24 protein-coding genes and 2 pseudogenes are annotated in these 24,538 nt (G+C 72.2%); 14 read left to right on the forward strand and 12 right to left on the reverse strand.

All coding sequences use genetic code 11. The annotated features are described in order from the left end of the window. Positions 1-11: 11 nt before the first annotated feature. The 5 genes from mpaC to ABD363_RS20285 are packed head-to-tail and all read right to left on the reverse strand — an operon-like array spanning position 12 to position 5,457. Positions 12-1,223, reverse strand: coding sequence for a daptide-type RiPP biosynthesis dehydogenase (mpaC, locus tag ABD363_RS20265; RefSeq protein WP_344605555.1), 1,212 nt, complete (start codon positions 1,221-1,223; stop codon positions 12-14). Further along, entirely contained in the window at positions 1,223-2,503 is a 1,281-nt protein-coding gene (gene mpaD / locus ABD363_RS20270; protein WP_344605557.1) for a daptide-type RiPP biosynthesis aminotransferase, read from the reverse strand. Before mpaD ends, mpaC begins: the two co-directional genes overlap by 1 nt. Then, entirely contained in the window at positions 2,503-3,309 is an 807-nt protein-coding gene (gene mpaM / locus ABD363_RS20275) for a daptide-type RiPP biosynthesis methyltransferase (RefSeq protein WP_344605559.1), read from the reverse strand. The genes mpaD and mpaM overlap by 1 nt, the downstream gene beginning before the upstream one ends. After that, positions 3,306-4,400 carry a daptide biosynthesis RiPP recognition protein gene (gene mpaB / locus ABD363_RS20280; protein ID WP_344605562.1) on the reverse strand — a complete coding sequence of 365 codons (1,095 nt, stop codon included), beginning with the start codon at positions 4,398-4,400 and terminating at the stop codon, positions 3,306-3,308. Before mpaB ends, mpaM begins: the two co-directional genes overlap by 4 nt. 16 nt (positions 4,401-4,416) lie before the next feature. Beyond that, on the reverse strand, positions 4,417-5,457 hold the full coding sequence (locus ABD363_RS20285; protein ID WP_425578001.1) for an LLM class flavin-dependent oxidoreductase: 1,041 nt from the start codon (positions 5,455-5,457) through the stop codon (positions 4,417-4,419). Positions 5,458-5,586: 129 nt separating this feature from the next. Between ABD363_RS20285 and ABD363_RS32685 the strand changes: the two are divergent. Together ABD363_RS32685 and ABD363_RS20290 are read left to right on the forward strand one after the other, a co-directional pair. Continuing rightward, positions 5,587-5,817, forward strand: a pseudogene (locus tag ABD363_RS32685) (IS630 family transposase); the annotation flags it as partial. A gap of 321 nt (positions 5,818-6,138) precedes the next feature. Beyond that, positions 6,139-6,363 (forward strand): cold-shock protein, encoded by a 225-nt coding sequence (locus ABD363_RS20290; protein ID WP_344605564.1) that lies wholly within the window; start codon positions 6,139-6,141, stop codon positions 6,361-6,363. A 222-nt stretch (positions 6,364-6,585) separates the two neighbouring features. Here the strand turns inward: ABD363_RS20290 and ABD363_RS32760 are convergent. From ABD363_RS32760 to ABD363_RS20305, 4 genes and pseudogenes are all read right to left on the reverse strand, one after another. Next, positions 6,586-6,737, reverse strand: a pseudogene (locus ABD363_RS32760) (site-specific integrase); the annotation flags it as partial. Positions 6,738-7,112: 375 nt separating this feature from the next. Next, positions 7,113-7,397 (reverse strand): hypothetical protein, encoded by a 285-nt coding sequence (locus tag ABD363_RS20295; protein ID WP_344605566.1) that lies wholly within the window; start codon positions 7,395-7,397, stop codon positions 7,113-7,115. Beyond that, positions 7,394-7,546 carry a hypothetical protein gene (locus ABD363_RS20300; protein WP_344605568.1) on the reverse strand — a complete coding sequence of 51 codons (153 nt, stop codon included), beginning with the start codon at positions 7,544-7,546 and terminating at the stop codon, positions 7,394-7,396. The genes ABD363_RS20295 and ABD363_RS20300 overlap by 4 nt, the downstream gene beginning before the upstream one ends. A 416-nt stretch (positions 7,547-7,962) precedes the next feature. Further along, entirely contained in the window at positions 7,963-8,622 is a 660-nt protein-coding gene (locus tag ABD363_RS20305; RefSeq protein ID WP_344605570.1) for a hypothetical protein, read from the reverse strand. 770 nt (positions 8,623-9,392) lie between these two features. Here ABD363_RS20305 and ABD363_RS20310 point away from each other — a divergent pair. Then, positions 9,393-9,836, forward strand: a complete 444-nt coding sequence (locus tag ABD363_RS20310; protein WP_344605572.1) for a winged helix-turn-helix transcriptional regulator — start codon at positions 9,393-9,395, stop codon at positions 9,834-9,836. Positions 9,837-10,178: 342 nt separating this feature from the next. Here the strand turns inward: ABD363_RS20310 and ABD363_RS20315 are convergent, their stop codons facing one another. From ABD363_RS20315 to ABD363_RS20325, 3 genes are all read right to left on the reverse strand, one after another. Continuing rightward, entirely contained in the window at positions 10,179-11,051 is an 873-nt protein-coding gene (locus tag ABD363_RS20315) for an aldo/keto reductase family oxidoreductase (protein ID WP_344605574.1), read from the reverse strand. A 649-nt stretch (positions 11,052-11,700) separates the two neighbouring features. Beyond that, complete coding sequence (locus ABD363_RS20320; RefSeq protein WP_344605576.1) at positions 11,701-12,249, reverse strand: TetR/AcrR family transcriptional regulator; 549 nt, start codon at positions 12,247-12,249, stop codon at positions 11,701-11,703. 123 nt (positions 12,250-12,372) lie between these two features. Beyond that, a complete protein-coding gene (locus tag ABD363_RS20325; protein ID WP_344605578.1) occupies positions 12,373-12,846 on the reverse strand; it encodes a nuclear transport factor 2 family protein in 474 nt (157 codons plus the stop codon). 1,149 nt (positions 12,847-13,995) lie between these two features. Between ABD363_RS20325 and ABD363_RS20330 the strand changes: the two genes are divergently transcribed. The 11 genes from ABD363_RS20330 to ABD363_RS20380 all read left to right on the forward strand — a co-directional run bounded on the left by ABD363_RS20330 (position 13,996) and on the right by ABD363_RS20380 (position 24,479). Beyond that, entirely contained in the window at positions 13,996-14,199 is a 204-nt protein-coding gene (locus tag ABD363_RS20330) for a cold-shock protein (RefSeq protein WP_344605580.1), read from the forward strand. A 232-nt stretch (positions 14,200-14,431) separates the two neighbouring features. Beyond that, a complete protein-coding gene (locus ABD363_RS20335) occupies positions 14,432-15,928 on the forward strand; it encodes a DEAD/DEAH box helicase (protein WP_344605582.1) in 1,497 nt (498 codons plus the stop codon). A gap of 46 nt (positions 15,929-15,974) precedes the next feature. After that, positions 15,975-16,322 carry a CBS domain-containing protein gene (locus ABD363_RS20340; RefSeq protein WP_344605584.1) on the forward strand — a complete coding sequence of 116 codons (348 nt, stop codon included), beginning with the start codon at positions 15,975-15,977 and terminating at the stop codon, positions 16,320-16,322. A gap of 54 nt (positions 16,323-16,376) precedes the next feature. After that, positions 16,377-16,694, forward strand: a complete 318-nt coding sequence (locus tag ABD363_RS20345; RefSeq protein WP_344605586.1) for an SCO5918 family protein — start codon at positions 16,377-16,379, stop codon at positions 16,692-16,694. A gap of 740 nt (positions 16,695-17,434) precedes the next feature. Further along, positions 17,435-17,785: a helix-turn-helix domain-containing protein gene (locus tag ABD363_RS20350; RefSeq protein ID WP_344605588.1), complete on the forward strand. Its 351-nt coding sequence runs from the start codon at positions 17,435-17,437 to the stop codon at positions 17,783-17,785. A 336-nt stretch (positions 17,786-18,121) separates the two neighbouring features. Next, on the forward strand, positions 18,122-18,586 hold the full coding sequence (locus tag ABD363_RS20355) for a hypothetical protein (protein ID WP_344605590.1): 465 nt from the start codon (positions 18,122-18,124) through the stop codon (positions 18,584-18,586). 402 nt (positions 18,587-18,988) lie between these two features. Further along, complete coding sequence (locus ABD363_RS20360) at positions 18,989-19,720, forward strand: hypothetical protein (protein WP_344605592.1); 732 nt, start codon at positions 18,989-18,991, stop codon at positions 19,718-19,720. A 363-nt stretch (positions 19,721-20,083) separates the two neighbouring features. Continuing rightward, entirely contained in the window at positions 20,084-21,061 is a 978-nt protein-coding gene (locus ABD363_RS20365) for an NAD(P)H-dependent flavin oxidoreductase (protein WP_344605594.1), read from the forward strand. 528 nt (positions 21,062-21,589) lie between these two features. After that, positions 21,590-22,384, forward strand: coding sequence for an ABC transporter permease (locus ABD363_RS20370; protein ID WP_344605596.1), 795 nt, complete (start codon positions 21,590-21,592; stop codon positions 22,382-22,384). Positions 22,385-22,522: 138 nt separating this feature from the next. After that, positions 22,523-23,602 (forward strand): taurine ABC transporter substrate-binding protein, encoded by a 1,080-nt coding sequence (locus ABD363_RS20375; protein ID WP_425578002.1) that lies wholly within the window; start codon positions 22,523-22,525, stop codon positions 23,600-23,602. Continuing rightward, entirely contained in the window at positions 23,589-24,479 is an 891-nt protein-coding gene (locus ABD363_RS20380; protein WP_344605598.1) for an ABC transporter ATP-binding protein, read from the forward strand. Before ABD363_RS20375 ends, ABD363_RS20380 begins: the two co-directional genes overlap by 14 nt. The last annotated feature ends 59 nt before the right edge of the window (positions 24,480-24,538 follow it).

Here is a 24,538-nt window from a genome sequence, read left to right on the forward strand (position 1 = left end):
GCTCCGGTGCGTCACCGCGCAGCGAGCTGCGGCTGTCCGACGGCCTCCGTCAACACCCACCGGACGTCGGCGAGAGTGAGCGTGCCCAGGGTGGGCAGTCCGTCGCCCCACGCGCGCATCGTGGCCCGGGCGATCCGGTCCGTCCGCTCCGCGGTCGCGTCGATGCGGCGCTCGATCCGCCAGGCGTCCATCAGGTCCGCCACTCCCTCGACCGGGTCGTCGGGCAGAGGCGGGTGGTGGACCGAGGCGACCGCCTCCCAGAGCTGTCGCAGCCGGCGCGCGGAGCCCCAGCGTGCGTCGCCTTCCGCGATCCGCTGCCACAGGGGCGGCAGCACTGCGGCGGCGGCCGTCATCTTGCGGAGCCCCAGAGCAGTGGAGAGCTCGTTGGCGAGGTACCAGCCCTTGCAGGCGCACGGGTCGCGGCCGACGTTGAACCACGCGGCGTGGCTCATGCCGCTGAGCTTGGCGATCTCCAGGCGCAGCGGGTCGCCCGGGACGTGGTCGGCCTGCCGGACGGCCGCAAGCTCGGCGCCCAGGACGACCAGTCTCCGCACGAGCGTCAGGGCGAAGGCGTCTTCCGAGGGGAGGTCCTGCGGATCCCCCACGTACATCCCGGCCACCCGGAAGAACACTTCCAGGACGCCCTCCGCGAGGAGTTCCACCGGGAGCGTCCGGGTGGCGACGGGATCGAGGACCGCCACGTCCGGCTGGAGTCCGTTTCCGAGCACCAGCCGCTTCCCCCCGGGGCCGGCGAGGCAGGCTCCCCCGCTCAGCTCGCTGCCGGTGCCCACCGTCGTCGGGACGGTGACCACGGGGATCCTGGGTTCGGCCTCGGCCGGGAGCAGCACCAGGCCGCTGCGCTGCCGCACCGCCAGGCGGTCCCGCACGACAGGGGACGCACTCATCAGCGTGGCCAGCTTGGCCTGGTCGAGCAAGGTGCCCCCGCCGACCGCCACGACGAGTTCGCTGTCCCGAAGCCGCTCGGCCAGTGCCGTCACGCTCTCCAGCGTGCCCGGGCCGTGCGGCACCAGCCGCTCCACGGACCGGCCCGCCCACGCGGCGCACGCGGACACCTGGTCCACGGCCTCCGAGTCGGCGACGGCCGGATCCGCGAGCAGGGTCACGGTCCGCCCTTGCCGGAGGGGCAGCCACTTGGCCAGTCCGCTGATCCCGTAGGCCACCTGGGTGAGGCGCCGGTTGCTGATGTTCCACACCGTGTCCATCAGGCCGCCCCCGCCTCGCCGTCGAGCCAGCCCTGGGCCTGCGCGTGGGCCCTCACCCCGCGGCGCACGCAGTCCAGCAGCTCGGCGAGCTCGGCGTCGGTGTAGATCAGCGCGGGGAGGATCTGCACCCCGTTCACACTGGGGTGGACCAGCGCGCCGGCCCTACGGATCGCGGCGACGACCTGCGGCACCTGCTGCTGCGGCAACGGGTCCCCCTCCGGGGTCCGCAGCCGGATCGACCGGAAGCAGCCGATGCCCGTGGTGGTCGAGACCAGCGGTTCGGTGGCCACCAGGTCCTCCAGCGCCCTGTCGAGCAGGCCGGAGAGGCGCCGCGCCGAGGCGACCGCGTCGATCCGTCGCATCTCCTTCACCGTGGCCAGGATCGCCGCGCAGGTGACGGGCGTGCCGGCCTGGGTCTCGCCGTGGACGAACACGTCACCCGCCGCGTCGAAGGGCTCGGCGACCGCCTGGGGCATCAGCACGGCCGCCGCGGCCTGCGTGCCGTTGGTCAGTCCCTTCGACGTGATCAGCAGGTCCGGTGGCGCCGGCCATCGCTGCGAGGCGAAGAAGTCGCCGGTGCGGCCGAAGCCCGTGGCGACCTCGTCGGCGACGAGGAGGAAACCGTGGCGGTCCCGGAGCTCCAGCAGCGTCCCCACGTACTCCGGGGTGAGCGGCACCGCTCCGCTGCCGAGGACGGGTTCCACCACCACGGCCGCGATCCGGCTTCCCTGCTGGGCCGCGAGCCCGGCGATCTCGTCACCGGCGTTGGGGGTCACATGCCTGACGAACCGCTGGTCGACACCGTAGACGGACTGGCCGAGGTTCTCCCCGGTGAGCGCGAACCCGCCGAACGTCAGCCCGTGGTAGCTGTCGCGGAGGCCCACCACGAGCTTGCGCGCACCGTCTCCGCGCAGCGCGTGGTAATGCCTCGCCAGCTTCATCACAAGGTCGTTGGCGGCGCCGCCGGAGGTGGAGAAGACCACTCGCCCGTAGTGCTCCGCCCCTGCCGCTTCGACCAGCGCGCGCGCCGCGCGCCTGGCGTAGACGTTCTCGTAGCGGAAGACGGACAGGTAGGAGGCGTCGCGCAGGGCGTCCGCACAGGCCTGAGCGATCGCCTCGTTGCCGTAGCCGAGATTCGCGTTCCACAGGCCGCTGGAGCCGCAGAGCAGCTCACGACCGTCCTGGAAGCGGATCCTGACGCCCTTGGCCGACACCGCGCACAGGTCGTCGGCTCCGTGGAGACGGGGGTCGAGCAGCGAGGGCCAGAGTTCGGTCGCCATCACGCGGCCTCCGCTTCCAGCAGCACACCGGTATGCCGGTGGGACGCGGCGGGCAGGGAGTGGCGGGCCACCACGCGCAGTCCGGCGGAAGCCAGTTCCCGCACGAGGTCGTCGGGGGGCAGCACCCGGATGGACGTGGTGAGCGCCAGTACGGGACCGTCCTGAGGCGTGTCCCGCTCGGCCGGCAGGATGGTCACCCTGCGGACCTCCTGGCCTGCCCGCCAGTGTTCGATCATCCGGTAGCGCCGCCCGCTGGCGCCCACGGCCTCCAGGTCCAGGTCGTCCTCGTCGGCGCCGGCCACGTCGACGGTGGAGAGCAGGAACCTTCCGCCGGGCCGGAGGTGCGCCCGCACGGCTGCGTAGAGTCCTGCCCTGCCCTCGGCGTCCAGCAGGGAGACGGACGTGGTGCCGAGCACCACGACGGCGAAGGTGCCGTCGAGCTGGAAGTCGGACATGTCACCCTGCACGACGGTGCACCGCGCCCCGATGCCCGCGGGGGCCTCGGCGAGCCGGTCCCGGAGCAGGGCCACCATGCTCTCCTCCAGCTCCAGGGCCGTCACCTCCCGGCCCAGCGCGAGCAGAGGCAGCGTCAGCCGGCCGGATCCGGCGGCGAGTTCCAGCACGGGGCCGGGTACGGCACGGACCGACCTGAGCAGTTCCCTGATCTCGGTGGTGTCGACGGCCGCCAGGTCGTGGTAGACCGACGCTCCCGCCTCGTCGTACAGATCGTGCAGCCTGACCCGGTCGCCGTATCCGGCCAGCACCTGGCCGGCCAGTCCGGGAACCGTCGCGGTTCGCGTCGTCATGCGGTCGCCTCCAGCAGGGGGGCGGCACCGGGGACGAGTGAAACTCCCTTGTCGGCGAAGAACGCGAGCACTCGCTCGACCGCGGCCCGGTCCACGGGACCGGTCTCCGCGTCCCCGGTGTGGCGTCCCGCGTATTCCTCCACGGCCTCGACACTGCCGAGGACCAGCAGCATCTCCGTGATCGCCGCCGCTCGTCGGCCGAGCTGGAAGGTCCGGCCGGGATCCGGAACCCTGACGTACGCCTTCTCGGGCGTCCAGCAGAGGAACGGCGCACGCGGGTCGTCGGCGTCCAGGGCTCCCTCGACCTCCTCCAGCCCTGGAACGAGCCGGCTGCCGAAACCCGAGACCCTGGGCTCGGTGATCCCACGCGTCTGGAGGTCGCGCAGCAGATCCAGCGTGACCAGGTAGCGGGCGAGCCAGGGCCGGCGCCGCACGGCGGTGCCGCGCAGCTCCTCCGCCACGGCCGCTCCCAGCGGCACCGCGCCGCCCACTTCGCTCGCCGCGCTCAAACGTTCCCAGGCCGAACGTAGGGCCGCGGCCGAATCCCCGGCGGTTCCCAGCGGCAGTCCCTGCGGCGAGACGGAGACACTTCCGTCGCGGTTCACGTAGAGCCTGGTACCGGGTCCGTCCTCCGGGACGTGACCTCCGAGCGCGGAGAGATCCGCGAGCTGCACGGCCGGGCTGACCGCGAAGGGAGCGAACCTGCCCTCCGTCCTGGCCGCATCGGCGTCGGCGAGGAACATCTCGAAGTCCGTGTCGCCGGCCACCCGCACGAGCGTCGTGCCGAGCAGCGACATGTACGGGCTCACGCCGTAGTCCTGGATCTGGAGGAACAGGACGTCACCGACCGACGCGTCCCCCTCCGACCCGCTCAGCGATCCCTCGTACCCCACCACGGTGGCGCCGGACCTGTCGTCCTGGCCGTCAGGTGCTCCCGGGGCGAGGACGAGCGTACGCGGGCCTACGGCGTCGGATCCGAGCACCGCGTCCAGGCAGGCGGAGTCCTCCAGCACCACGGTGGCGGTCTCCGGTCCGGGGACGTCGCCGGTCACCGGCCGGCCGGTGACCCAGGACCGCAGATGGCGCCCCACCCGAGCGATCAGTTCCTCATTCACCGGAGTCCCTCCGATCCGCGCCCACCGCGGCGAGAATCTGCTTCAAGTCGTCCATCGCGGCATTCGCGCCGTAAAGCCGGCACACGCCCGTAAGGTTCAGCACGATTTCATCGACCCCGGCCTGGCGATATTCATCGAGGCGCTTGACCACCTGGTCGATGTTTCCGAAGAGAAACGCACCCGATTCCGCCATGCGCCGTGCGGCGGCCCGCGGGTCGAGTTCGGAGAAATCAATACCCGCTTTTCCGAGCATGTCAAGATAGTGAGGCGCCTGCATATGTGCGGCATTGCTCGCCAGCACGAAGTCGGACACGTCGCGGTCGGAGCGCTCCAGAGCCACCGGCACCATGGCGGTGATCCGGGGCACGGACCGGCCCGCGTCGTCCGCTCCCTCCCGCATCGCGGGGCGGACGACGCCGTCCAGGTAGGCCGCCGGCGTGAGCCAGGTGACCGCCACGTCGGCGACCTCGCCCGCCAAGCGGGCCATGCCGGGGCGCAGCACCCCGAGACCAAGGCGCACGGGAGGCGACATGACCGGGCCCATCCCCGCATGGCAGGAGTAGTACTCGCCGTCGAAATCGACCGGCTCGCCGCTGAGAAGGTCTCGGACCACGGTCATGTACTCACGGACCGCCGTGAGCTGGCTTCGGTACGGGGCGCCGAGCAGGCTCTGCTGGAACGTCTTCGCCCCTGGCCCGAAGCCGGCCACCACGTCCTTGCCGGTCGCCATCGCCAGGGTCTTGACCTTGTGGGCCGCCTCGAACGGATGCCGCAGCGGCATGAGGGTCACGCCGAGTCCCGTCGGTACCCGGAAGCCCGCGCCCGCCACCGCGGAAAACGTCTGGAAAGGCTCCATCAACAGGCTTTGCCCCTGCCAGAGCCGGGCAGCTCCCGTCCACTCGACCAGCGCGGCGAAAGGAAGAACCTGTTCTGGCCGACGCGGCAGGAATGGCACCAGAACCGAGTAATCCACATTTCCCCCCGGGCCGCTGCTTCTTACGGCGAGAAGCTTTTCAGGAAGTTCACCGACCACGCAAGGCTTTTCCCTGCAGCTTGATGCAGGACAACTACATGAAGCTGCATCGGAAACCGTTTATCGAGCCTGGGCCTGTGATGTCACGTTCGGCTGGCCGGCACCTGTTCTGTGCGGTTTCACCGTGGGATGCGGTATCCACGAGGGAGCGGGCTGACCGCCGAGCGGCAGCGGTTCCGCGAGGGGGTACGGCTTCGGGCGGCCGTGCGGTTCGCCCGGGGCGAGGCGAGTTCGGTGGTCGCCATGGACCTGCGGGCCGGTGTCCGGCCGGTGCAGCGGTGGCGGCGGGCGCGGGACGAGGGCGGGCCGCGTGCTCCGCGGTCCCAGGGACCGGCGTCGGTGCCGAGGCCGAGCGAGAGGCCGTCCGCGCGAAGGGATGCAGCCGTTCCCTTCAGAGCGGGAACCCCCGGAAGCCGACCGCGCGCCCGAGATCGTGACGGCAGGCACCGACAACGGACCGGACAGTGATCGGCCGTTGAGCCGTGGTCGGTTGGCCCCGCACCACAACTGCACCGGACCGATGGGGGAACAGCCGGGAACGACGGGGCGTACAGACGCTGCGACCAACGTCGGGGCCAGGCGTTTGCCCAGGTCAGCGCTCAAGTGAGCCCCGATTGACCGCAACTTCCCAAGCTGAGGTCCTCGGTGTGCCGGCGCAGACGGAGCCGTAAGGTTCCCCCCATGGTGACTGCGATTGTCCGCGAGTGGCGCGACGAGGAGGGGTGGGGCGTGCTCGACTCCCCCGAGACTCCCGGCGGATGTTGGGCCCACTACTCCCACATCCAGATGAAGGGCTTCCGAACGCTGTCGCCGGGACAGCAAGTGGACCTGCAGTGGGAAGCCCCTGGCTTCAAACAGGACGGGTACAGCTACCGGGCCGTGACCATCGTGCCTCGGCCCGCCTGACCCCACCAGCCGACATCAACGACAACGAACGACAGCGCACCGAAGCGGCCACGATCGGACCCACGAACGACCGCTGAGCCCCGTTTCGGCACGCCGCGCGACAAGGTGACCGGGCCCCTGAAGCGGGGGTCGCAGGTTCGAACCCTGCCGGGGACACGGAGAGAAGGGCCGGCTCGGGAGAGGTCTTCTCCCAGGCCGGCCCTTCGTCTCCTTCTGGGCAGGAGCGTTTCCTCCGCTTCCGCGGATCATGACTCCGGGCCGGCCGGCGATGGCCCGGTCCCGGTCACTGGTCATGTGCCGATGGATCAGCGCGGCCCGGGAGCCGCTGTGCCCATCCGCGTCATCAGCTCCCGCGTGCCGGCCCCGGCCGCCGAGCCACGGCTGCGCTCCGCTCCGCCGGGCGTGTTCCCGGCTCCGCCGCCCTCCACGCTCATGCCTCCGGCCCGCGCTGCGGGCGCTGCGCCGGCGCGCGCCCGCGAGTGGGACAGGGCGGGCCGTGAACGGCGAGCACCGAACGTGGCCGCGGTCAAGGACACGCCTCCGGCGGGGTGCTCCTGCATCCGGGATGGACGGGACGCCGTACGCGGGTGCCGGCCGAGTGCGGCGAACACGGGGGAGCTCCCCTCCCGTCTGCCGTCGACCCAGGCGGAGCCGAACAGACGTGGTCCACGGTGTGCGGATCGACGGCGGACGGGGTGGGAGCCGGGGTGAGTGATGGGTGGCTGCAATCCGCGAGTGTGCAGCCACGCCTACAGGAACGACGCCCAGACGACAACGCAGAGAGGGACGAGGGCACAGGCAAGGCCGAAGCTCAGGAACGCGTACGCGAGCACCTTGAAGGCTTTGTGCGCTTGAGCCCGAAATGCGGCAAAACAGGTAAAGCTGATGATGGCGAGGCACGGCAGAGCGATGAAGACGAAGCCCAACGCTGCCACAGTTTCTCCCGACCATCCGACCGTCTCGCGGCCGGAAACTACAGCAACCACTGCAGCCGTCCGCCACCAGGCCCGGCAACGGCCGAACGGTGTGCTCACGCGAACGGTGACGAGCCCTTGGTCTCCGGGTGAGCAGGCAACGCGTCGAGGCATGCATCCGCCGTGGCCAGGTCCGCGCGGAAGAACGAGTCCTCACCAAGCGGTCCACCGCTGACGATGACCATCCACGCCTTCCTGCGCTCGACCATGCGGTCACCGTCGACCTCACGTCTTCGAGTTCTCCCGCGACCGCCGAGTCATCCACACGCAGCCCGCCAGTCCGAGCGAGCCACGCACCATGAAGTCACCGGAATCCGGCGTGGGCAGTTGTGGCACGCCGGCGTGGGCCCCCGGCCCAGACACTCCGCCTCGTGAGCCCACCAGCCGTCCGCCGCGTCATGCCAGGCCGACGGCATACTGCCCGGCGCCAGGGCGTAGTACCGAGGACTGCGCGATTCACAGATGACCGCCCGCCTTCGACTTCTCGCCGAGAAAGGCGTCGTTCCCCTCCGGGCCGGTACCGCCAGGATCCATGATCGCTCACCCCGAAGCAATTCCCGTCCAAATCCGCTACGCCGACCTCAACACCTGCCAATTTGCCCACGGGCCGCTGCGCGGCGTTTTCTCAGATGTATGTGTCCGGCGCCACGATTTCCTCAAGACGATCCATAAGAAAAAGAGTGAGCTCGTGTCGCGCATCGTCCGCTTCGGCCAAGGCCGTTTGAAGCTCCTCGATGCGATCTTGAGGAACTGGATCACCGCCGAGTATCACCATGCGCATCAGCGACATGGCCTCGTTCAGAGCGACGGTGACTGATTGCAACTCGGGGCGTACATGCATTCGGCGCTGCTCGTCGAATGCGGCTTCCGGCTGCCGATAGTGTGTATGCCCCGGTGTCTGAGGCAGCAGGACCAGCAGACCGTGATCCATCGCCCTGTCGATCGCGGCATGGGCTTCCGTCCGTGCCGCGTGTACGGCTGCGTCAAAGTCCGGGAGGGAAACGTCGTGCCCGTGTCTGAGGTCCTGCAGGTAACGCTGTAACAACTGGCTCCAAGCACGAGTTGTTGTCCGGACACGGATGATGCGTTCAGCGGCAGCCTCCCTACGGGCACGTACCCGCTCAGCGGCTTCCTTCTGCTCGGCATCTCGGCGGGCCTGTTCGCTCTCCTCCCTTGCGCGCGCCAATGCTTCGCGTTGCGCTTGCAAGGGACCCCAGTAGGCTGTCACCCCCACGATCAATGCCCCGCCCAGAGCGCCGATCAATCCGTACAACGCATCTGACATGCCTTCACTCTGCCTGGTCCGCGACCTCCGCCGCCAGAGGTGACATGGAACCCTCACGTTCGCAGCCGCAGCGGCAGTCGAACCGCACCGCAAGTGCACCAGATCGAGCGGGGAAGAGGCGGGAAACCACGGTGAGAGCCGCCGAGCCCGGCGAGGCCGATCCTCGGTCGTTCGCCCCGGTCAGCGCCCGGACCGGCCACGAACAACCGCAGCTTCCCAAGCCAGGAGCGCGAGTCCGGTCCTCGTCGCCCGCTCCGCGTGGAAGGCCCAGGCCGGATACCCGGGCCTCGTCGTCGTGTCCGGTGATCAGTGGCCGTGTGCCGGAGGCGTGCCGGAAGGTCGCCTTCGGACTCTCCGTCGTCTCCGGGGCCGAGTCACCTGGGGCGGATCGGCTCCCCGGCGGCCACGGCCACCCTCCTGTCCGGCCGGGCGGGCACGGGTCCCGATGTGACGGCGCCCGGAGCCGGCCCTTCGGGTAGGGATCGACGGACCTCGTGCGGCTCCCCGCTGCGCGACGGAATCCTCGGGTGCGAGCAGTTGCGGTACCGCTGCAGAGCTGAGATCGGCCACGGTCTCCGCGCCGGCCCGTCACGGTTCTCGTGCCGTTCACGTCTTCTCGGCGCAGTGGGTGAGCTCAGCGGTTCGCGCCGTCCGCAGGCGCCCCAGGGCGGCCCCTGGAAGAGACTTGCATCATGATGGGTATGCAGCTTCCCCAAGGGAAGCTGGTGTTGCGGAGTGCGCGCAGCGCTCACCGATGAGAGGAGCGGCGGATGGCGACGATGACGGCGGCCCAGCGGAGGGAGCAGGCCAAGGTGGAGTACGACGCCTTCGTGGCGGCCTGCCCCAGCCGCAAGCTGCTCGACCGGATCTCCAACAAATGGGTCACGCTGGTCCTGGCCGCGCTCGGCAGCGACAGCACGCACCGGCCGGGGGCCGAGTGCGCGGGCGAGCCGCGGGCGATGCGCTACTCGGAGCTGGCCCGCCTGCTGGCCGGCGTCAGCCAGAAGATGCTCACGCAGACGCTGCGTTCCCTGGAGCGCGACGGCCTGGTGGCCCGCACCGTGGTGCCGACCGTGCCGGTCACCGTCTCCTACGAGCTGACCGATCTCGGCCTGTCGCTGTACGAGACGATGCGCGGCCTCAAGGCCTGGGCCGAGGTGCACATGGACGATGTGCTCGCCCACCGCGAGACGTACGACGCCCGCGTCGCCTGAGCAGGCACCACGCCGTACGGGTCCCTCCACTGTCTTCGGCGGATGTCGTCGGTCAGGCGCCTTCCGGCTGCGGCCGCCGGCGGTTCGACCGGCGATCCGGGCGGCGAGGGCGTCCGGCACGGCCGGGCGAGGGCGGACGCCGCCGATGTGGGCGTCGACGGGTCCGCCCTGCCTTCGCTCACCGGAGTGCGCCGATGCGCCAGTGGGTGACGGCGGCCGGGCCGTCGCCGGCGTCTCGGCGCACGGTCCCGCCGGTGCCTCCCGCGGCCGGGTCCTGTGCTCGGCCGTGGGGCGTGCGGGGATCCGCCCCGTGTCGCGCGGGAAGGTCCTGGCCTGCCGCCGTCAGCGGCCGATCTTGTCCAGTTCGGCGAGATCCTCGTCGGAGAGTGCGAGGCCCGCGCCCGCGACGTTCTCGCGCAGGTGCGCCACCGAGGAGGTGCCGGGGATGAGCAGGATGTTCGGCGAGCGCCGCAGCAGCCAGGCCAGGGCGACCGACATCGGCGTCGCGTCCAGTCGGGAGGCCACGGCCATGAGCGCCGAGGACTGCAGCGGCGTGAAGCCGCCGAGCGGGAAGAAGGGCACGTAGGCGATGCCCTGCTCGGCGAGCTCGTCGATCAGCTCGTCGTCCTGGCGGTGGGCGAGGTTGTACATGTTCTGCACGCACACGATCGGCGCGATCGAGCGTGCCTCGGCGACCTGCTCGGCCGTCGCGTTGCTCACGCCGAGGTGCCGGATCAGGCCCTGCTGCTGGAGTTCGACGAGCGTCTCGAGCGCCTCGGCGAGCGAGCCGGGCTGGGGGCCCCGGGCGTCGCCGAGCCGGAGGTTGACCACGTCCAGCGCCTCCAGGCCGAGGTCCTCCAGGTTGCGGTGGACGGCCCGGCGCAGGTCCTCGGGCTCGCGGGCCGGGGGCCAGCCTCCCTGCTCGTCCCGGACCGCGCCGACCTTGGTCACGATGTGCAGCGAGTCGGGATACGGGTGCAGCGCTTCGCGGATCAGCCGGTTGGTGACGCGCGGCCCGTAGGCGTCGGCGGTGTCGATGTGGGTGATGCCGAGGCGGACGGCCTCGTGCAGGACGGCGAGCGCGCCGTCGTGGTCGGCGGGCGGGCCCATGACGTGGGGGCCGGTGAGCTGCATGGCGCCGTAGCCGAACCGGGTGACGGTCAGGTCGCCCAGGGGCCAGGTGCCGCCGGGAAGCGAGGCGGAGAACGTGCTCATTGCTTGCCTTTCGCGTGGGATCGGAAGGTGGTGCCTGACAGCGCCTCGCTCATCGTGGGTGAGCGGCTCCTCCCCAGGAAGAAGGCACTTCGAAGTGCGTAAGGCACCCGCGGGTGGGAGGGGAGCCGGGCGGTGACGGTGGCGGCGGGCCGGAGCGGGACGCGGGCCGGGCCGGGCCGGAACGCGGGCCAGGGCGGAACGCGGGCCGGGGCGAGCGCGCACACGGGCGGGGCCCGCGCACGGGTGGCGGTCCGCACCGGCCGTGCGCGCCGAGGGGCGGCGCTCGTGCGGGCACGGGCGGGTCCGGCTGCGCGGATCAGGCGCGGGCCCGGGTCAGCGGGTGGCGTCGGGAGTTCTCTTCCGGACGGCGTCCGCCCTCGCGGGTCCGGGCTCCGGCCGCGCGCTGTCTGTGGGCGAGCACGGCGGCGTCGGGGGTGAACGGGCCGGCCCCGGTGGAGCGGTGGTTCGCCGGGCCGGCGCGGAAGGAGCCCGAGCGCGGTGTCCACCGCTCCGTCCGGGCCCGCGGACGCGGCGTCCGCGGCCGGCTCGCGGACCGGAACGGGAACCCGGGGCCGTCCGTCCGGGCGGGGACCGCCGACGAGATCCCCGGCCAAGCCGCCGTCCGCCGCCGGCGAGTCCCCGGCTCAGGTCACCGGCCGCGCAGCGTGCGTGCCCAGGGGGCGTCGACGGCGGCGGCGTCGATCGCCACCAGGACGTTGCTGAGCAGGGCGTCCGCGAAGTAGCGGCGGATCTGCTCCTCGGAGGCGCCGGAGACGGCGCGGACGTACTCGACCTGCTTGGCGTAACACCTGCGCACGGCCTCACCGATGCCGGGCTCGCCGGCGCAGCCCTGGGCGTGCATGAGGATCATCAGCACGTCCCGGTCGGCGATGACCTCGTCGTACGAGGCGGTCAGTGCCTGCATGACCGCTTGCGGGTCGGTGCTCCGCACCGTCGCCGCCGCCGCGGCGACGGACTCGCGCAGACGGTCCGAGCAGTAGTCGACCAGGGCGACGAACAGCGTCTCCTTGTCCTTGAACAGCCGGTACAGGTATCCCTGTGAGATGCCCGCGGCCTTGGCGACGTCCGTCGTCGAGGTTCCGTAGTAGCCCCGCGCGGCGAACGTCTTGATGGCCGTGCGCATGACCGTGGCCCGGCGCTCGTCGGCGGTGGAGCGCTGCCGCGTCCTGGTTTCCATGGAAGCAATCAACCACTTTCATAGAAGTGCGTCAAACCACCGAAGCGGCCCGATGCGGACGTACCCGGCAGCCGTGCTCAGTCGGCGCCGAACGCCGTGATCAGTCGGTGCCGAACGCCGTGATCAGTCGGTGCCGAACGCCGTGATCATGTCGTCGGTGCTGCCGCCGAGGGCCTCCATGGCGATCAGCGGGTTCCAGTAGTCGACATAGCGGCTGATCCTGCCGTCCACGGTCTCGACCACCGAGATGTACGTCTGGTCGTAGGGGCGGCCGGTCTCCAGCGCGACGCCCTCGGACTTGAGTTCCGCGATGACCAGCGAGGGGTCGACGGTCTCGTGGATGCGCACGTCGGTCATCCTCAGGCGGAAGGCCTTGGGGAAGTTGCTGATGTAGGCGAGCAGCTCCTGCCTGCCCACGAGCCGGGTGGTGTAGCCCTTCGGGGCGTACGGGAACTCCAGCACTCCGTCCTCGGTGAAGAGCTCGACCCACTCTTCGACCCGGCCGGCGGTCAGGAGGTCGAGGTGGTCCCGGAACACCTGCCGGGCGGCGGCCCGGACGGCGTCGTCGCGCTGCGGAGCGGAAGTGGTGTCTGCCATGGCGGAAGGTCACTTTCTGGGGTGGTGATCGGCGGATGAGTCGCCAAGTAAGCGGTTGACCGCTCACCTGTCGACCCGAAAAATGACCCCTCAACCCTGCGGATGAGGGGTTGATCTCGTGTGCAGCGTCGACCGGACCCCGACACACTCAACCTGACGTAAGTAATAGACCACTTACATTTACAGCGTCAAGCGACGCCTTCCGCTGCCCGATGCGCTCACCCGCCCTGAGCCCGGTCCGGCCGCCCCGGTACCGGTGGTCCGGTCCGTCGGCCGGGCCCGTCGGGGTCCGGCGCGCCGGGAGGTCCAGGACACGCTGCGGCGACGACCGTGCCTCGGCGGCGCGGACGAACAGCGTGCCGTCCGGGTCCCGGGTGGTGTGAGCGCCTCGTACGCGACGGTGAGGCCGGGCCGGCCGCGCTCCCGCCACCGCCTCGCCGGCCCATGAGGGCCTCCGCTCCGCGCAGGGGAAAGGGGGAGCGAACCTGCTCTCCCCTGCCGCTCGGGACCACGCAGGCCCCGTGGGGATCACGTCGGCCTCGCGGCCGGCGAGCAGTACCGTGTTCACCGCGCCGGCGAGGCCGAGGCGCCGCAGCGGAGGCCGGTGCTCACGCGGCTGTTCCGGGACCGGGCCTCACGGCCTCGCAGGGGGTGCGGACGGGGCCGCGCGGCCCGCGGGGACGGCCGCCGGGCGCGCGGGGACGGCCGCCGGGCGCGCGGGCGGTCCCATGCGGTTGCCTGCCGTCCATCGGCCCTCGCGCCGCTCCCGGGAGATGTGACCTTCATCGCGGCGGCGGGGTCCCGGCGCGTTCGCCGCCGCGCCGCTCGCCGGCGACGGCGGCAGCGGTACGTCCCCCGTCGGCGGAGGTCACAGGGCTGCGCGTGGGAGGGCACGACAGGAAGGCTGCATCCGCGAAGAGCAATATCTATGCCCGCGACATGAGAAATAGGCGCGGGGCGCGGCGAGTATTCCCGGTTCGTCGAACGGAGTGGAATTATCGACCGTGCGGGGCCGATCGCACCGTGCTACTGTCGTTCTCAGTTGCAGGTGTGGTTGCCAGAAGGTTCATTTCCGACGGGGTAATCATCACGGCGACACGGAATTCGCACAGGGCGAATTCCTGACACCGTCTCCGAAGGAGAAACAACATGGCTACTGGCACCGTGAAGTGGTTCAACGCGGAAAAGGGCTTCGGCTTCATCGAGCAGGACGGCGGCGGCGCCGACGTCTTCGCCCACTACTCGAACATCGCCACCCAGGGCTTCCGTGAGCTGCTGGAAGGTCAGAAGGTGTCGTTCGACATCGCGCAGGGCCAGAAGGGCCTGACGGCCGAGAACATCGTTCCCGCCTGACACCGGCGCTGACGCGTATTTCGCAGCCGGGGCCCGCACCTCTGGGGTGCGGGCCCCGGCTCGCCGCATTTCAGGGCGCGCGACGGGAAGGATCCCTCGCATCACCGGCCGGTGGCGCTCTCCCTGCCGGTTCGACCCGGCCCGCACCATCTTCGGCTCGTCTCGAAATTCTCTGCGCCGCTCATCTGCTGCGGGAATTCCTTGCCACGTGCCCCGTCAAGGAAGGTCTCGCATGAAGCGTGCCCACACATCCCGCGCCCATGACCGCTTCGGAGGGGGCACCGGCGCCAACCGCTCCGGTGGTCCGCGCCGTTCCAGGAACTACGGAGACCGGCGGGCCGGACAGGCCGCGCAGGGCGAGTTCGCGCTGCCGGAAACGGTCACGCCCGCACTGCCCGCCGTCGGGTCGTTCGCCGATCTCGCCCTGCCCGAACGGTTGCTGGCCACCCTCGGCCGTGAAGGCGTGACCGTGCCGTTCCCGATCCAGGCGGCCACCCTGCCGAACTCCCTGGCCGGGCGGGACGTACTCGGCCGGGGCCGGACCGGTTCCGGCAAGACCCTCGCCTTCGGCCTCGCGGTGCTGGCCCGTACGGCGGGCCGGCGCGCCGAGCCCCGGCGGCCGCTGGCCCTCGTCCTCGTCCCCACCCGCGAGCTCGCCCAGCAGGTCACCGACGCCCTCGCTCCGTACGCCCGCGCCGTGAGCCTGCGGCTGGCCACCGTGGTCGGCGGGATGTCCATCGGCCGGCAGGCCGGTGCGCTGCGGTCCGGCGCGGAGGTGGTCGTCGCGACGCCCGGGCGGCTCAAGGACCTCATCGACCGCGGCGACTGCCGGCTGGACGAGGTCGGCGTCACGGTCCTCGACGAGGCCGACCAGATGACCGACATGGGCTTCATGCCGCAGGTCACCGCCCTGCTCGACCAGGTGCGTCCCGAGGGGCAGCGGATGCTCTTCTCGGCCACCCTCGACCGCAACGTCGACCGGCTGGTCCGCCGCTACCTGACCGACCCCGTCGTCCACTCCGTCGACCCCTCGGCGGGCGCGGTCTCCACCATGGAGCACCACGTCCTGCACGTGCACGACACGGACAAGCAGCAGACCACCCTCGAGATCGCGGCCCGGAACGGTCGCGTGATCATGTTCCTGGACACCAAGCACGCGGCGGACCGGCTGACCATGCTCCTGCTGAGCAACGGCGTCCGCGCCGCCGCCCTGCACGGCGGCAAGTCCCAGCCGCAGCGCACCCGGACTCTCGCCCAGTTCAAGAGCGGACAGGTGACGGCCCTGGTGGCGACCAACGTCGCGGCGCGCGGCATCCACGTCGACGACCTCGACCTGGTCGTCAACGTGGATCCGCCCGGTGACCACAAGGACTATCTGCACCGCGGCGGACGCACCGCCCGCGCCGGCGCCTCCGGCAGCGTCGTCACCCTGGTGACCCCCGGCCAGCGCCGCGGTATGAGCCGACTGATGGTCTCGGCGGGCATCACCCCCCGGATCGCCCAGGTGCGTTCGGGCGAGGCGGAGCTGAGCCGCATCACCGGCGCCCGGACCCCGTCCGGCGTCCCGGTCGTCATCACCCCGCCGAGCGTGGAACGTCCCCGCGGCGCGTCCTCCTCGTCCCAGGGCCGTCCCCGTCGCCGGGGCCGCGCCGCCGGCCAGGGCCGGCCGCTCGGCGAAGCGGCGCGCCGCGGGGCACGGCAGCGGCCCGGCTTCGGCTCGGCCGCCTAGGAGCCGCCGTGACCACGAGCACGCCCCTTTCCGGCAGGAGGCACCCATGACGCCGACTCGGACGCAGCACCACCCGGTGGGCCCCTTCCCCGAGGCCGTGGCCGACGACGGGGACGCGTCCGGACCCCGGGTCCGTGACGACATGACGGTCGAGGTGGCTCTGTCCCTCATGGCCGGCGCCCGGGTCGATCACCTGGTCCTCTGCGACGGGGACGACCAGAGCACGGGCCTGATCACCCTGGCTCGGCTCACCGTTCTCCGCGACAGCCCCGCCTACACCGACCGGATCCGTCTACGGGACGTCCTCGCCGGTCCGTTCACCTCGCCCGGCGTTCGACCCGGTGCCGTCGGGGAGGACGACCGGGCCCCGGGCCCCCTCGTCCTCGCCCGCTGAGCCGTCCCGCCCGGTCGGCCCGCTCCCCCTTTCTTCTCTTCCTTGTGAGGCATCATGCGCTGTGTCATCGCCCGGTACCCGTTCGAGCTGACCAAGAACGGAGTGCTGGCCTCGATGAAGGACGTCACGCCCGAGCCCGTCACGGGCGAGTCCGTGACCATCGGCCGCCGCCGCTATCCGGTCAAGCAAGTGGGCCAGGTCATCACCCGGCAGGACCGCCGCGACTTCACCAGCGGCGAAGTCGTCCGGGCCATGACCCGCCTCGGCTTCGTCTGCCACGAGCACCCCGGGACCGTGCCGGCGGGCGTCCCCACCCCGCTCCAGGCCGCGTCGGCGCTGCTCGGAGGCGCCGTCTCCTCCCCGGAGGCGTGAGCCGTCTCCTCCCCGGAGGCATGAGAAGGGGCGGGAAACCGCCATCGCGGACCCGGTGAGGGCCCTGCCGACGCGCGTCGGCAGGGCCCTCACCGTCGTGTCGCCGTCCCGCCGTCCGCGCGACGTCCTGGCCGAGCGGAGGGGCGAAGCGGCGTCCCCCTGCCCGCGGCGGCCGAGACGGACGCCGTCCCTCAGCCCTGTGATCCACGAAGACGAAAATCTACTTTTGCCAGAGTAGACATTACTCTTGGTCACAGTTAGTCTTTCTCTCGTAGACACAGTCGAGCAAGACCCGGCAGACACGAACTGGCGGGTAGCGACACTTGAAGTTCGCAGGTCGGTGCGGCTCTGGAGTTCCGAAGCCAAGGTGTTCGCAGGACGGTGACGGGGCTGAGAGCCGCACTGGGCGGCCCGCAGGCCAAGGGGCTGCCGACAGCATCACCGAGCAGTGCCGCAGTACCCGTTCACCCAGTGATGGGTCCGGAGGAAGAACGGAGGAGCAGACGCCATCAGGATCGCCCGGACCGAGAAACACTCGGTCCGGGTACCGCAAGACCCCGGAACGGACGGTGGTCCCCGGTCACACAGCCGCGATCCCCGCATCCCTCCCCTCGCCGGGCCGGATAGCGGAAACAGAAGGTCGGCGCAGCACGAGGGCCGACAGATGGTGTTGAATTCCCTTCGGGGCCCTGGTGCCGTACGGCACCAGGGCCCCTTGACGCGTTGTGCAACGAGGTGACATGGCAGCAGACACTCCACTCAGCGATCGTCTGGACGACGACGACTACCCCGCCTACACCATGGGCCGGGCCGCCGAGATGCTCGGCACCACCCCTGGCTTCCTCCGGGCCATCAGCGAGGCTCGTCTGATCACTCCGCTGCGCTCGGAGGGCGGACATCGCCGGTTCTCCCGCTACCAGCTGCGGATCGCCGCTCGCGCCCGCGAGCTCGTCGACCGGGGGACCCCGATCGAGGCTGCTTGCCGCATCATCATCCTCGAGGACCAGCTCGAGGAAGCTCAGCGCATCAACGCCGAGTACCGCCGTGCCGCGAACGAAGCTTCCGGCGGGTCCGGTCCCGGTTCGAACTGACCCCGCGGGCACGGACGGGCCGGGTCGGGCACGTACGACTCCGGGACGTGCGGGAACGAAAACGCACCCGGGTGTCCCGCCCGCCCCGACGGGTGAGCGGAGAGGAATCGCTCCCCGCGGGCACGGACACACATTCTCCCGAGCCCGGACTCCCGGACCACGCCCGCTCCACATGTGCGCGGGCCGACGGCGGACGGGAGCCGGGTGAGCGGCGGGCCGGACTTGCCGGGCGAACCACGAGCCCGACCGGGCGTACCTGCCCTCGGTCCCCCCGGCCGAAGCCGCTCCGCCGACCGCGCGGTACCGTGCGGCGTCACGGAGGGCGAGGAGCACACCATGCACGAGGACATCCGCCGGCAGCGGTTCGAGGTCGGCGACGTCCTCCTGGTCAGCTGCCCGTGGGCACGTGCCCGAGTCGTCGGCGTGACCTCGTCCGACGTCTCGGTCGAGTGGCCGTGGGCGCGGATCGATCCGGATTCCGCGATCCGCTGGAACGGCCACAGAGCGATCCCGCGCACGCGCGACCACGAGTGGGGCGGGCTGTTCCAGATCGCCCCGCACGCGGGGAACCTGCGAGTCGGCGACTCCTGCTGGGTGGGCGTCCCCGAGACCCTCGTACGGATCATCGACATCGGCCGCTTCGACCCGCCGGCGGACGTGGGGTGGCTCCCCAGACCCCACACCATGCTGATCGTGCTGCCGGCCGATCGTCCTCGTCGCCCTGACGCGGAGGAGGAAGGCGACACCATCGACCTCGACTCCGCGGCTCCCCTCAGGATCGAGCCGGTGTCGCGCGGCTGACGGGATCACGGGCGTCCGGGCCGCTCCGGGGCTGCCGAAGGGCGACCGGAGGGCGGCCGACGACGCCCGGCGCCGATCACCGGCGACGGCCGGGCCGCAGCTGGCAGCGTCGATCGGTCGCACGGCCGCAGGCCAGGGAGCCGGCCCTGCACTTCCCCGGCTGCTGATCGCGCCCGACGGAGCCCGGCACGCCCGTCGGGACCCTCCGGACTCCGCCGCCCGTCGGCGCGCCTCGGGGGCGGGCCCGGGCCGGTTTCCTTCCTCCGGCAGTCCCGGAGCGCCGCACGCTGCCGGTCGTGGGCATGGGCAGCTGCCGGCCGGTGTGCTCGGATGGGGGGAGTGAGAGGCCCGGGAAACACGGGGGGCGCGGTGAAGTCGAAGGTGGAGAGAACGGCACGGACCGTGACGTGGCTGGTGCTCGCTGTCGTGACGCTCGTCGCGGGGGTGGCGTCGGCCCTCGAGGTCCGCAGGGCGCTGGAACGGGAGCGGGAGTTCCGTGCCGCACCGGCGTGCGCCTCCGTCCCGGTGGAGGCGTCGGGATGCCTGTGGGAGCAGGACTTCGCCGTGCGGCGGGCCGACATGCACAACGGGGAGCGGGGCGAGTCGCCGGAGGCGGAGCTGTCGCTGCCGTCCGGCGAGCCGTGGGAGGTGACGTTCCGCAACACCGGTCCGGTGGCGTCGCGGATGGAGCCCGGCGACAAGGTCGTGGGCCTGATCTGGCACGGGCAGGTCGTCGAGGTGCGGGACGCCGACGGGCGGCGGCAGCAGACGTCCGACGGGCCCGTGGGGTGGCCCGAGGACCGCCTCGGCGGCGCGCTCGCCTGCGTCTCGTTCGGTGTGACCGCCCTCGCCGGAACGCTGTGGTCGCTCCTCGCACGAGGTCGACGCGGTCACCTGACAGCCGCGGCCGTGGTGCGGTGGCACGGCGTCGGCCTGGGCGCCGCGGCCATCCTGACCCTGTGGGTGCAGGCCGCCAACGACTGGCCCCTGTGGACGATCCCGGCGGTCTGGGGGGTGCTCGCGCTGCTCCTCCTGGCCTCCATGGCGGCGTTCGCCACCGCCGCGCTACGCGGCACCCTGGGCGGTGAGGAGCCCCGGGCCGCCGCGGGGCTGCCGGCGGGCGGCCGGCGATGACGGACGACGGCCGCGGGCGGAGCCGGCTCGGACCGGGCCGCTGACGCGGCGCTCCTCCCGGTGCGCCCAGCGCGCCCTCCGGCCATGGCGCCGCTCCGCGGCGGGCCGGCGGGCCCGTCGGCCCCCTGGGACGCGGACTTCCCGGGGCGCGCCCGTCCGGCGGCCGGCGGGAGCGCCCGAGCGGGCGCTCCGGGGGCACGGCGCGTGACGGGCGGCGCGTGACGGGCGGCGGGTGCCGGAACCGCGGGTCCCGGAAGCGGGGTTCGTCCTCGCCGTGCGCCGGGCCCGCCGGCGGCGCAGGATGGGTCGGGACGGCTTCATTGCGCCCGACCCGCCGTGCGGGGAGGAGGCGAGGAGGCGAGGATGCTGCGGACGCGGCTGTGCGACGTACTCGGTATCGAGGTGCCCGTCATCGGCGCACCGTACGGGCCGTACGAACAGGTCGATCTCGCGGCGGCCGTGTGCCGGGCGGGGGCCCTCGGCAGCCTGGGCACGGCGGTGCGCCCGGTCGCCGACCTGCGGCGCCAGTGGGCCCGGATGCGGGAGCTGACCGACCGGCCGTTCGCCGTCAACCACACCCTCCGCCCGCTGGACGAGGAGGCGTTCCAGGCGACGCTGGACGAGCGTCCGGCCGCGATCTCCTTCCACCTCGGGGTTCCGGACGACCTGGTCGAACGCGCCCACGACGCGGGCATCCGGTGGATCCAGCAGGTCATGGACGTCCGGCAGGCCGAACAGGCGGTGCGCGCGGGCGTCGACGTCATCGTCGCCCAGGGCGGCGAGGCGGGCGGTCAGGGCGGCGAGGTGGCCACCATGGTGCTGGTCCCCCAGGTCGTGGACGTCGCGGAGGGGATCCCGGTCGTCGCCGCGGGCGGCATCGCGGACGGGCGGGGGCTGGCGGCGGCGCTGGCGCTGGGCGCCCAGGGCGTGTCCATCGGTACGCGGCTGCTCGCGTCGACCGAGATGAACATCGCCGAGGAGTGGAAGAACCGCATCGTCGCCGCCGAGGCGCGCGACACGGTCAAGCTGGCGCACAGCGACCGCTTCATGCCGCCCTTCTCCCGGCCCGGCGGCTACGCCTTTCCCCGGTCGCTGCGCACGCCCTTCCTCGAGGAGGCCGAAGCGCATCCCGAGCGGGTGCGGCCGGCCGAAGCCGGCCCCCGCATCGTGGCGGCCGTGCTGAGCGGACGCGGGCACGAGTTCCTGCCGTTCACCGGCCAGTCCGCGGCCCTCGTCCACGACGTCCTCCCGGCGGCCGAGATCGTGCGGAGGATCGTCGACGAGGCGGAGACGGCTCTCCGCCGGGCCGCCGACGCGTACACCCCCGGCACAGCGCACTGAGCTCCGGCCGCACCGGCGGCGCGGGCGGCCGGTCCGCGCCCCCTCACCGGCCGGTAGGGCCCGCCCTGGGGACCCCTTCCCCGGCGAGCGCGCCGCGGAGCGACGGGCTGCCGGTGGACCACGGTGTTCCAGAGAGTGGACGGGCTATTGGTGGGCGGCGGGCGCTGTTGTAGAAATGGGCCCCATGAATCACGAGTTCCTGGTGCGACGCCTGGTCATCGACCTGTGCCGACGCCCGGCCTCGTGTTGTCGCTGTCGCTGATCGCGCGTTCCCCGCGTTCCTGATCCGTCCCGCCGTCCGGTCGTCCCACCCGGCGGGGCGCTGGTCCGGCACCCCGTCGCAGGGTGCTTCCGCCACCTCGTTCAGCTTCACTCCCGCTCCGGGCCGGCTGCCCGCGTCGGTCGACGCCGGCGGCTCCCGTCCCGGCGCCCCCTGGAGGACGCCCCGTGTCCGCAACGCCTTCTCCCCCGGACGTCGATCCCGTCGCGACAGCCACCGCCGGACCGGCCCGGCGCCGCCCTCGCACGGTGGACGCGCGGTCCCGGGCACGCCATGTCGCCCTGCCCGTCGGCTCGTTGCTGCTGTTCCTGGCGGGGTGGCAGCTGCTGGCGGCGAGCGGGACGTGGAGCGAGACCCTGGTCCCGCCGCCGGCCAAGGTGTGGGACGCGTTCGTCGACGTGTCCACGACGCACGACGGCGTACGGGGCTACAACGGCACCTACCTCGTCGAGCACCTGGGCGTCAGCCTGCGGCGCATCGCGCTCGGGGCCGGTGCCGGCATCGTCCTCGGGGTGCTCTTCGGCCTGCTCATGGGCACCGTCGGCTGGCTGCGCTCGCTGTTCGAGCCCTGGGTCACCTTCCTGCGGACGCTGCCGCCGCTGGCGTACTTCTCCCTGCTCGTCATCTGGCTCGGCATCAACGAGGAGCCGAAGATCACGCTGCTGGCCGTGGCCGCCTTCCCGCCGGTCGCGGTGTCCACCACCACGGCCGTCGCGGCCGTGCCGCAGGGCCTCGTCGAGGCGGCCCGGGCCCTCGGCGGGTCGCGGTGGGACGTCGTCAGGGACGTCGTCGTGCCGTCCGCCCTTCCGGAGACGCTGACCGGCATCCGGCTGGCCGTGGGCGTGGCGTACTCCTCCCTCGTCGCCGCCGAGCTGGTCAACGGGCTGCCCGGCATCGGCGGCATGGTCAAGGACGCCGCCAACTACAACAACACCCCGGTGGTGTTCGTCGGCATCATCGCCATCGGGGTCTCCGGCCTCCTCCTCGACGGACTGCTGATCCGGCTGGAACGGGCCGTCGTGCCCTGGCGCGGCCGCACCTAGGCCGCACCGCCGCACGCAGGCCGTGACCGGGCCGCCCTGCTCCCCCGCACACCGCCGCCCCCACCGTCCCCGCCCCGCGTTCCCGCTCCGTTCCCGCCCCGCGTTCCCGCTCCGTTCCCGCACAGAAACGGCTCCGCCATGCCCCCTTCCCTGCCCAGAGTCCCCGTCGGCCCCTCCGTTCAAGGGCCGTCCCGGCGCCTGCTGCTCACCGGTGTCCTGGCCGCGGCCTCCGCGGCGGTCGCCGGCTGCTCCGCGGACGGCGCCGAGTCGTCGTCCGGGGGGTCCAAACGGCTGCGCATCGGCTACTTCGCCTTCCCCAGCGGGGACCTGATCGTGAAGAACCGGAAGCTGCTGGAGAAAGCGCTGCCGGACTACACGATCGACTGGATCAAGTTCGACTCCGGCGCCGGCGTCAACCAGGCCTTCCTCGGCAAGTCCCTCGACATCGCCGCCCTGGGCTCCAGCCCGTTCGCCCGGGGGCTGTCCGGAGCCTCGCCGATCCCGTACAAGGCCGCGTTCATCCTCGACGTCGCCGGGGAGAACGAGGCCCTCGTGGCGCGCAGGGACACCGGCGTCTCGGACGTCGCCGGGCTCAAGGGCCGGACCGTCGCCACCCCGTTCGCCTCCACCTCGCACTACAGTCTGCTGGCCGCGCTGGAGCGGGCCGGGCTCAAGGCGTCCGACGTCGAACTCGTCGACCTGCAGCCGCAGGCGATCCTCGCCGCCTGGCAGCGGGGCGACATCGACGCCGCCTACGTGTGGCTGCCGACCCTGGACGAGCTGCGCGCGACCGGCACCCAGCTGACCAGCAGCAAGGAGATCGGCGCCGGCGGCAAGCCCACCCTGGACCTGGCCGTGGTGTCGGAGGAGCTGATCGCCAGGGACCCGCGGGTGATCGACATCTGGCGCAAGGTGGAGGCCGACGCGCTGCGCCGGCTCAAGTCCGACCCCGACGGCTCGGTCAGGGCCATCGCGGCCGAACTCGGCATCAGCGGCGCGGACGCGAAGGCCCAGCTGTCGCAGGGGGTGTTCCTCACCCCGGACGAGGTCGCCTCCGCGGACTGGCTGGGCAGCGACGGCCGGCCGGGCAGGCTGGTGTCCTACCTCACCGCCACCGGCCGGTTCCTGGCCGGTCAGAAGCAGATCGACGCCGCGCCGTCCGAGGACGTCGTCAGCAAGGCGCTGTACCTCGAAGGGCTCCCCGATGTCCTCAAGTGAGACCACCGGGACACCGGACGAGGTGATGGACGGGGCGGCGGAGGAGGCAGGGGCCGGGACGGCCGAAGGGGTGACGGGCGGAGCGGCGAAGGGAGCCGACGCCGCACGCGCCGGATCCGTCCGGCTCGACCACGTCGTCCACCGGTACGGCCGCGGCGGCGAAGCGGTCACCGCGGTGGGGCCGGTCGACCTGAGCGTGCCCGCCGGCGAGTTCCTCGTGCTCGTGGGCGCCTCCGGCTGCGGCAAGAGCACGCTGCTGCGGCTGATCGCCGGATTCGAGCAGCCCACCCACGGCTCCGTACGGGTGTCCGGCGCCGCTCCGCGGCCCGGCGAGGCGGCCGGTGTGGTGTTCCAGGCGCCGCGGCTGTTCCCGTGGCGCACCGTGCGCGGCAACATCGACCTGGCCCTGCGGTACGCCGGGGTCGAGCGCGGCCAGTGGCCGCGGCGCCGGGCGGAGCTGCTGGCGCGGGTCGGTCTGGAGGGCACCGAGCGGCGCCGCACCTGGGAGATCTCCGGCGGGCAGCAGCAGCGCGTCGCCATCGCCCGCGCCCTCGCCGCCGAGCGTCCGCTCTTCCTGCTCGACGAGCCGTTCGCGGCGCTGGACGCGCTGACCCGGGAACGGCTCCAGGAGGACGTACGCCGGGTGACCGCGCAGACCGGGCGGACCACGGTGTTCGTGACGCACTCCGCGGACGAGGCGGTGTTCCTCGGGTCCCGCATCGTCGTGCTGACCAGGAGTCCCGGAACGGTGGCCCTGGACCTGCCGATCCCCCTGCCGCGCGGCGACGTGGACGCCGACGAGCTGCGCAACTCCGGTGAGTTCGCCGAGCTGCGCGCGCAGGTGGCGCACGCCGTGAGGGCCGCCGCCGCGGCCTGACCCGCGGGCCGCGACGGGACACGGGACGCACGAGAGGCCGGACGCGCGAGAAGCACGAC

The organism is Streptomyces glaucus (genome assembly GCF_039533365.1).
GTDB lineage: Bacteria > Actinomycetota > Actinomycetes > Streptomycetales > Streptomycetaceae > Streptomyces > Streptomyces glaucus.

Coding starts and splice junctions, on each gene's coding strand:
- ABD363_RS20355 (WP_344605590.1), top strand. CDS start 18,122: ATGCACGAGGACATCCGCCGGCAGCGGTTCGAGGTCGGCGACGTCCTC.
- ABD363_RS20365 (WP_344605594.1), top strand. CDS start 20,084: ATGCTGCGGACGCGGCTGTGCGACGTACTCGGTATCGAGGTGCCCGTC.
- mpaD (WP_344605557.1), bottom strand. CDS start 2,503: ATGGCGACCGAACTCTGGCCCTCGCTGCTCGACCCCCGTCTCCACGGA.
- ABD363_RS20375 (WP_425578002.1), top strand. CDS start 22,523: ATGCCCCCTTCCCTGCCCAGAGTCCCCGTCGGCCCCTCCGTTCAAGGG.
- mpaM (WP_344605559.1), bottom strand. CDS start 3,309: ATGACGACGCGAACCGCGACGGTTCCCGGACTGGCCGGCCAGGTGCTG.
- ABD363_RS20315 (WP_344605574.1), bottom strand. CDS start 11,051: ATGAGCACGTTCTCCGCCTCGCTTCCCGGCGGCACCTGGCCCCTGGGC.
- ABD363_RS20340 (WP_344605584.1), top strand. CDS start 15,975: ATGACGCCGACTCGGACGCAGCACCACCCGGTGGGCCCCTTCCCCGAG.
- ABD363_RS20335 (WP_344605582.1), top strand. CDS start 14,432: ATGAAGCGTGCCCACACATCCCGCGCCCATGACCGCTTCGGAGGGGGC.
- ABD363_RS20330 (WP_344605580.1), top strand. CDS start 13,996: ATGGCTACTGGCACCGTGAAGTGGTTCAACGCGGAAAAGGGCTTCGGC.
- ABD363_RS20290 (WP_344605564.1), top strand. CDS start 6,139: ATGGTGACTGCGATTGTCCGCGAGTGGCGCGACGAGGAGGGGTGGGGC.
- ABD363_RS20350 (WP_344605588.1), top strand. CDS start 17,435: ATGGCAGCAGACACTCCACTCAGCGATCGTCTGGACGACGACGACTAC.
- ABD363_RS20320 (WP_344605576.1), bottom strand. CDS start 12,249: ATGGAAACCAGGACGCGGCAGCGCTCCACCGCCGACGAGCGCCGGGCC.
- ABD363_RS20300 (WP_344605568.1), bottom strand. CDS start 7,546: ATGGTCGAGCGCAGGAAGGCGTGGATGGTCATCGTCAGCGGTGGACCG.
- ABD363_RS20305 (WP_344605570.1), bottom strand. CDS start 8,622: ATGTCAGATGCGTTGTACGGATTGATCGGCGCTCTGGGCGGGGCATTG.
- ABD363_RS20325 (WP_344605578.1), bottom strand. CDS start 12,846: ATGGCAGACACCACTTCCGCTCCGCAGCGCGACGACGCCGTCCGGGCC.
- ABD363_RS20380 (WP_344605598.1), top strand. CDS start 23,589: ATGTCCTCAAGTGAGACCACCGGGACACCGGACGAGGTGATGGACGGG.
- ABD363_RS20310 (WP_344605572.1), top strand. CDS start 9,393: ATGGCGACGATGACGGCGGCCCAGCGGAGGGAGCAGGCCAAGGTGGAG.
- ABD363_RS20345 (WP_344605586.1), top strand. CDS start 16,377: ATGCGCTGTGTCATCGCCCGGTACCCGTTCGAGCTGACCAAGAACGGA.
- mpaC (WP_344605555.1), bottom strand. CDS start 1,223: ATGGACACGGTGTGGAACATCAGCAACCGGCGCCTCACCCAGGTGGCC.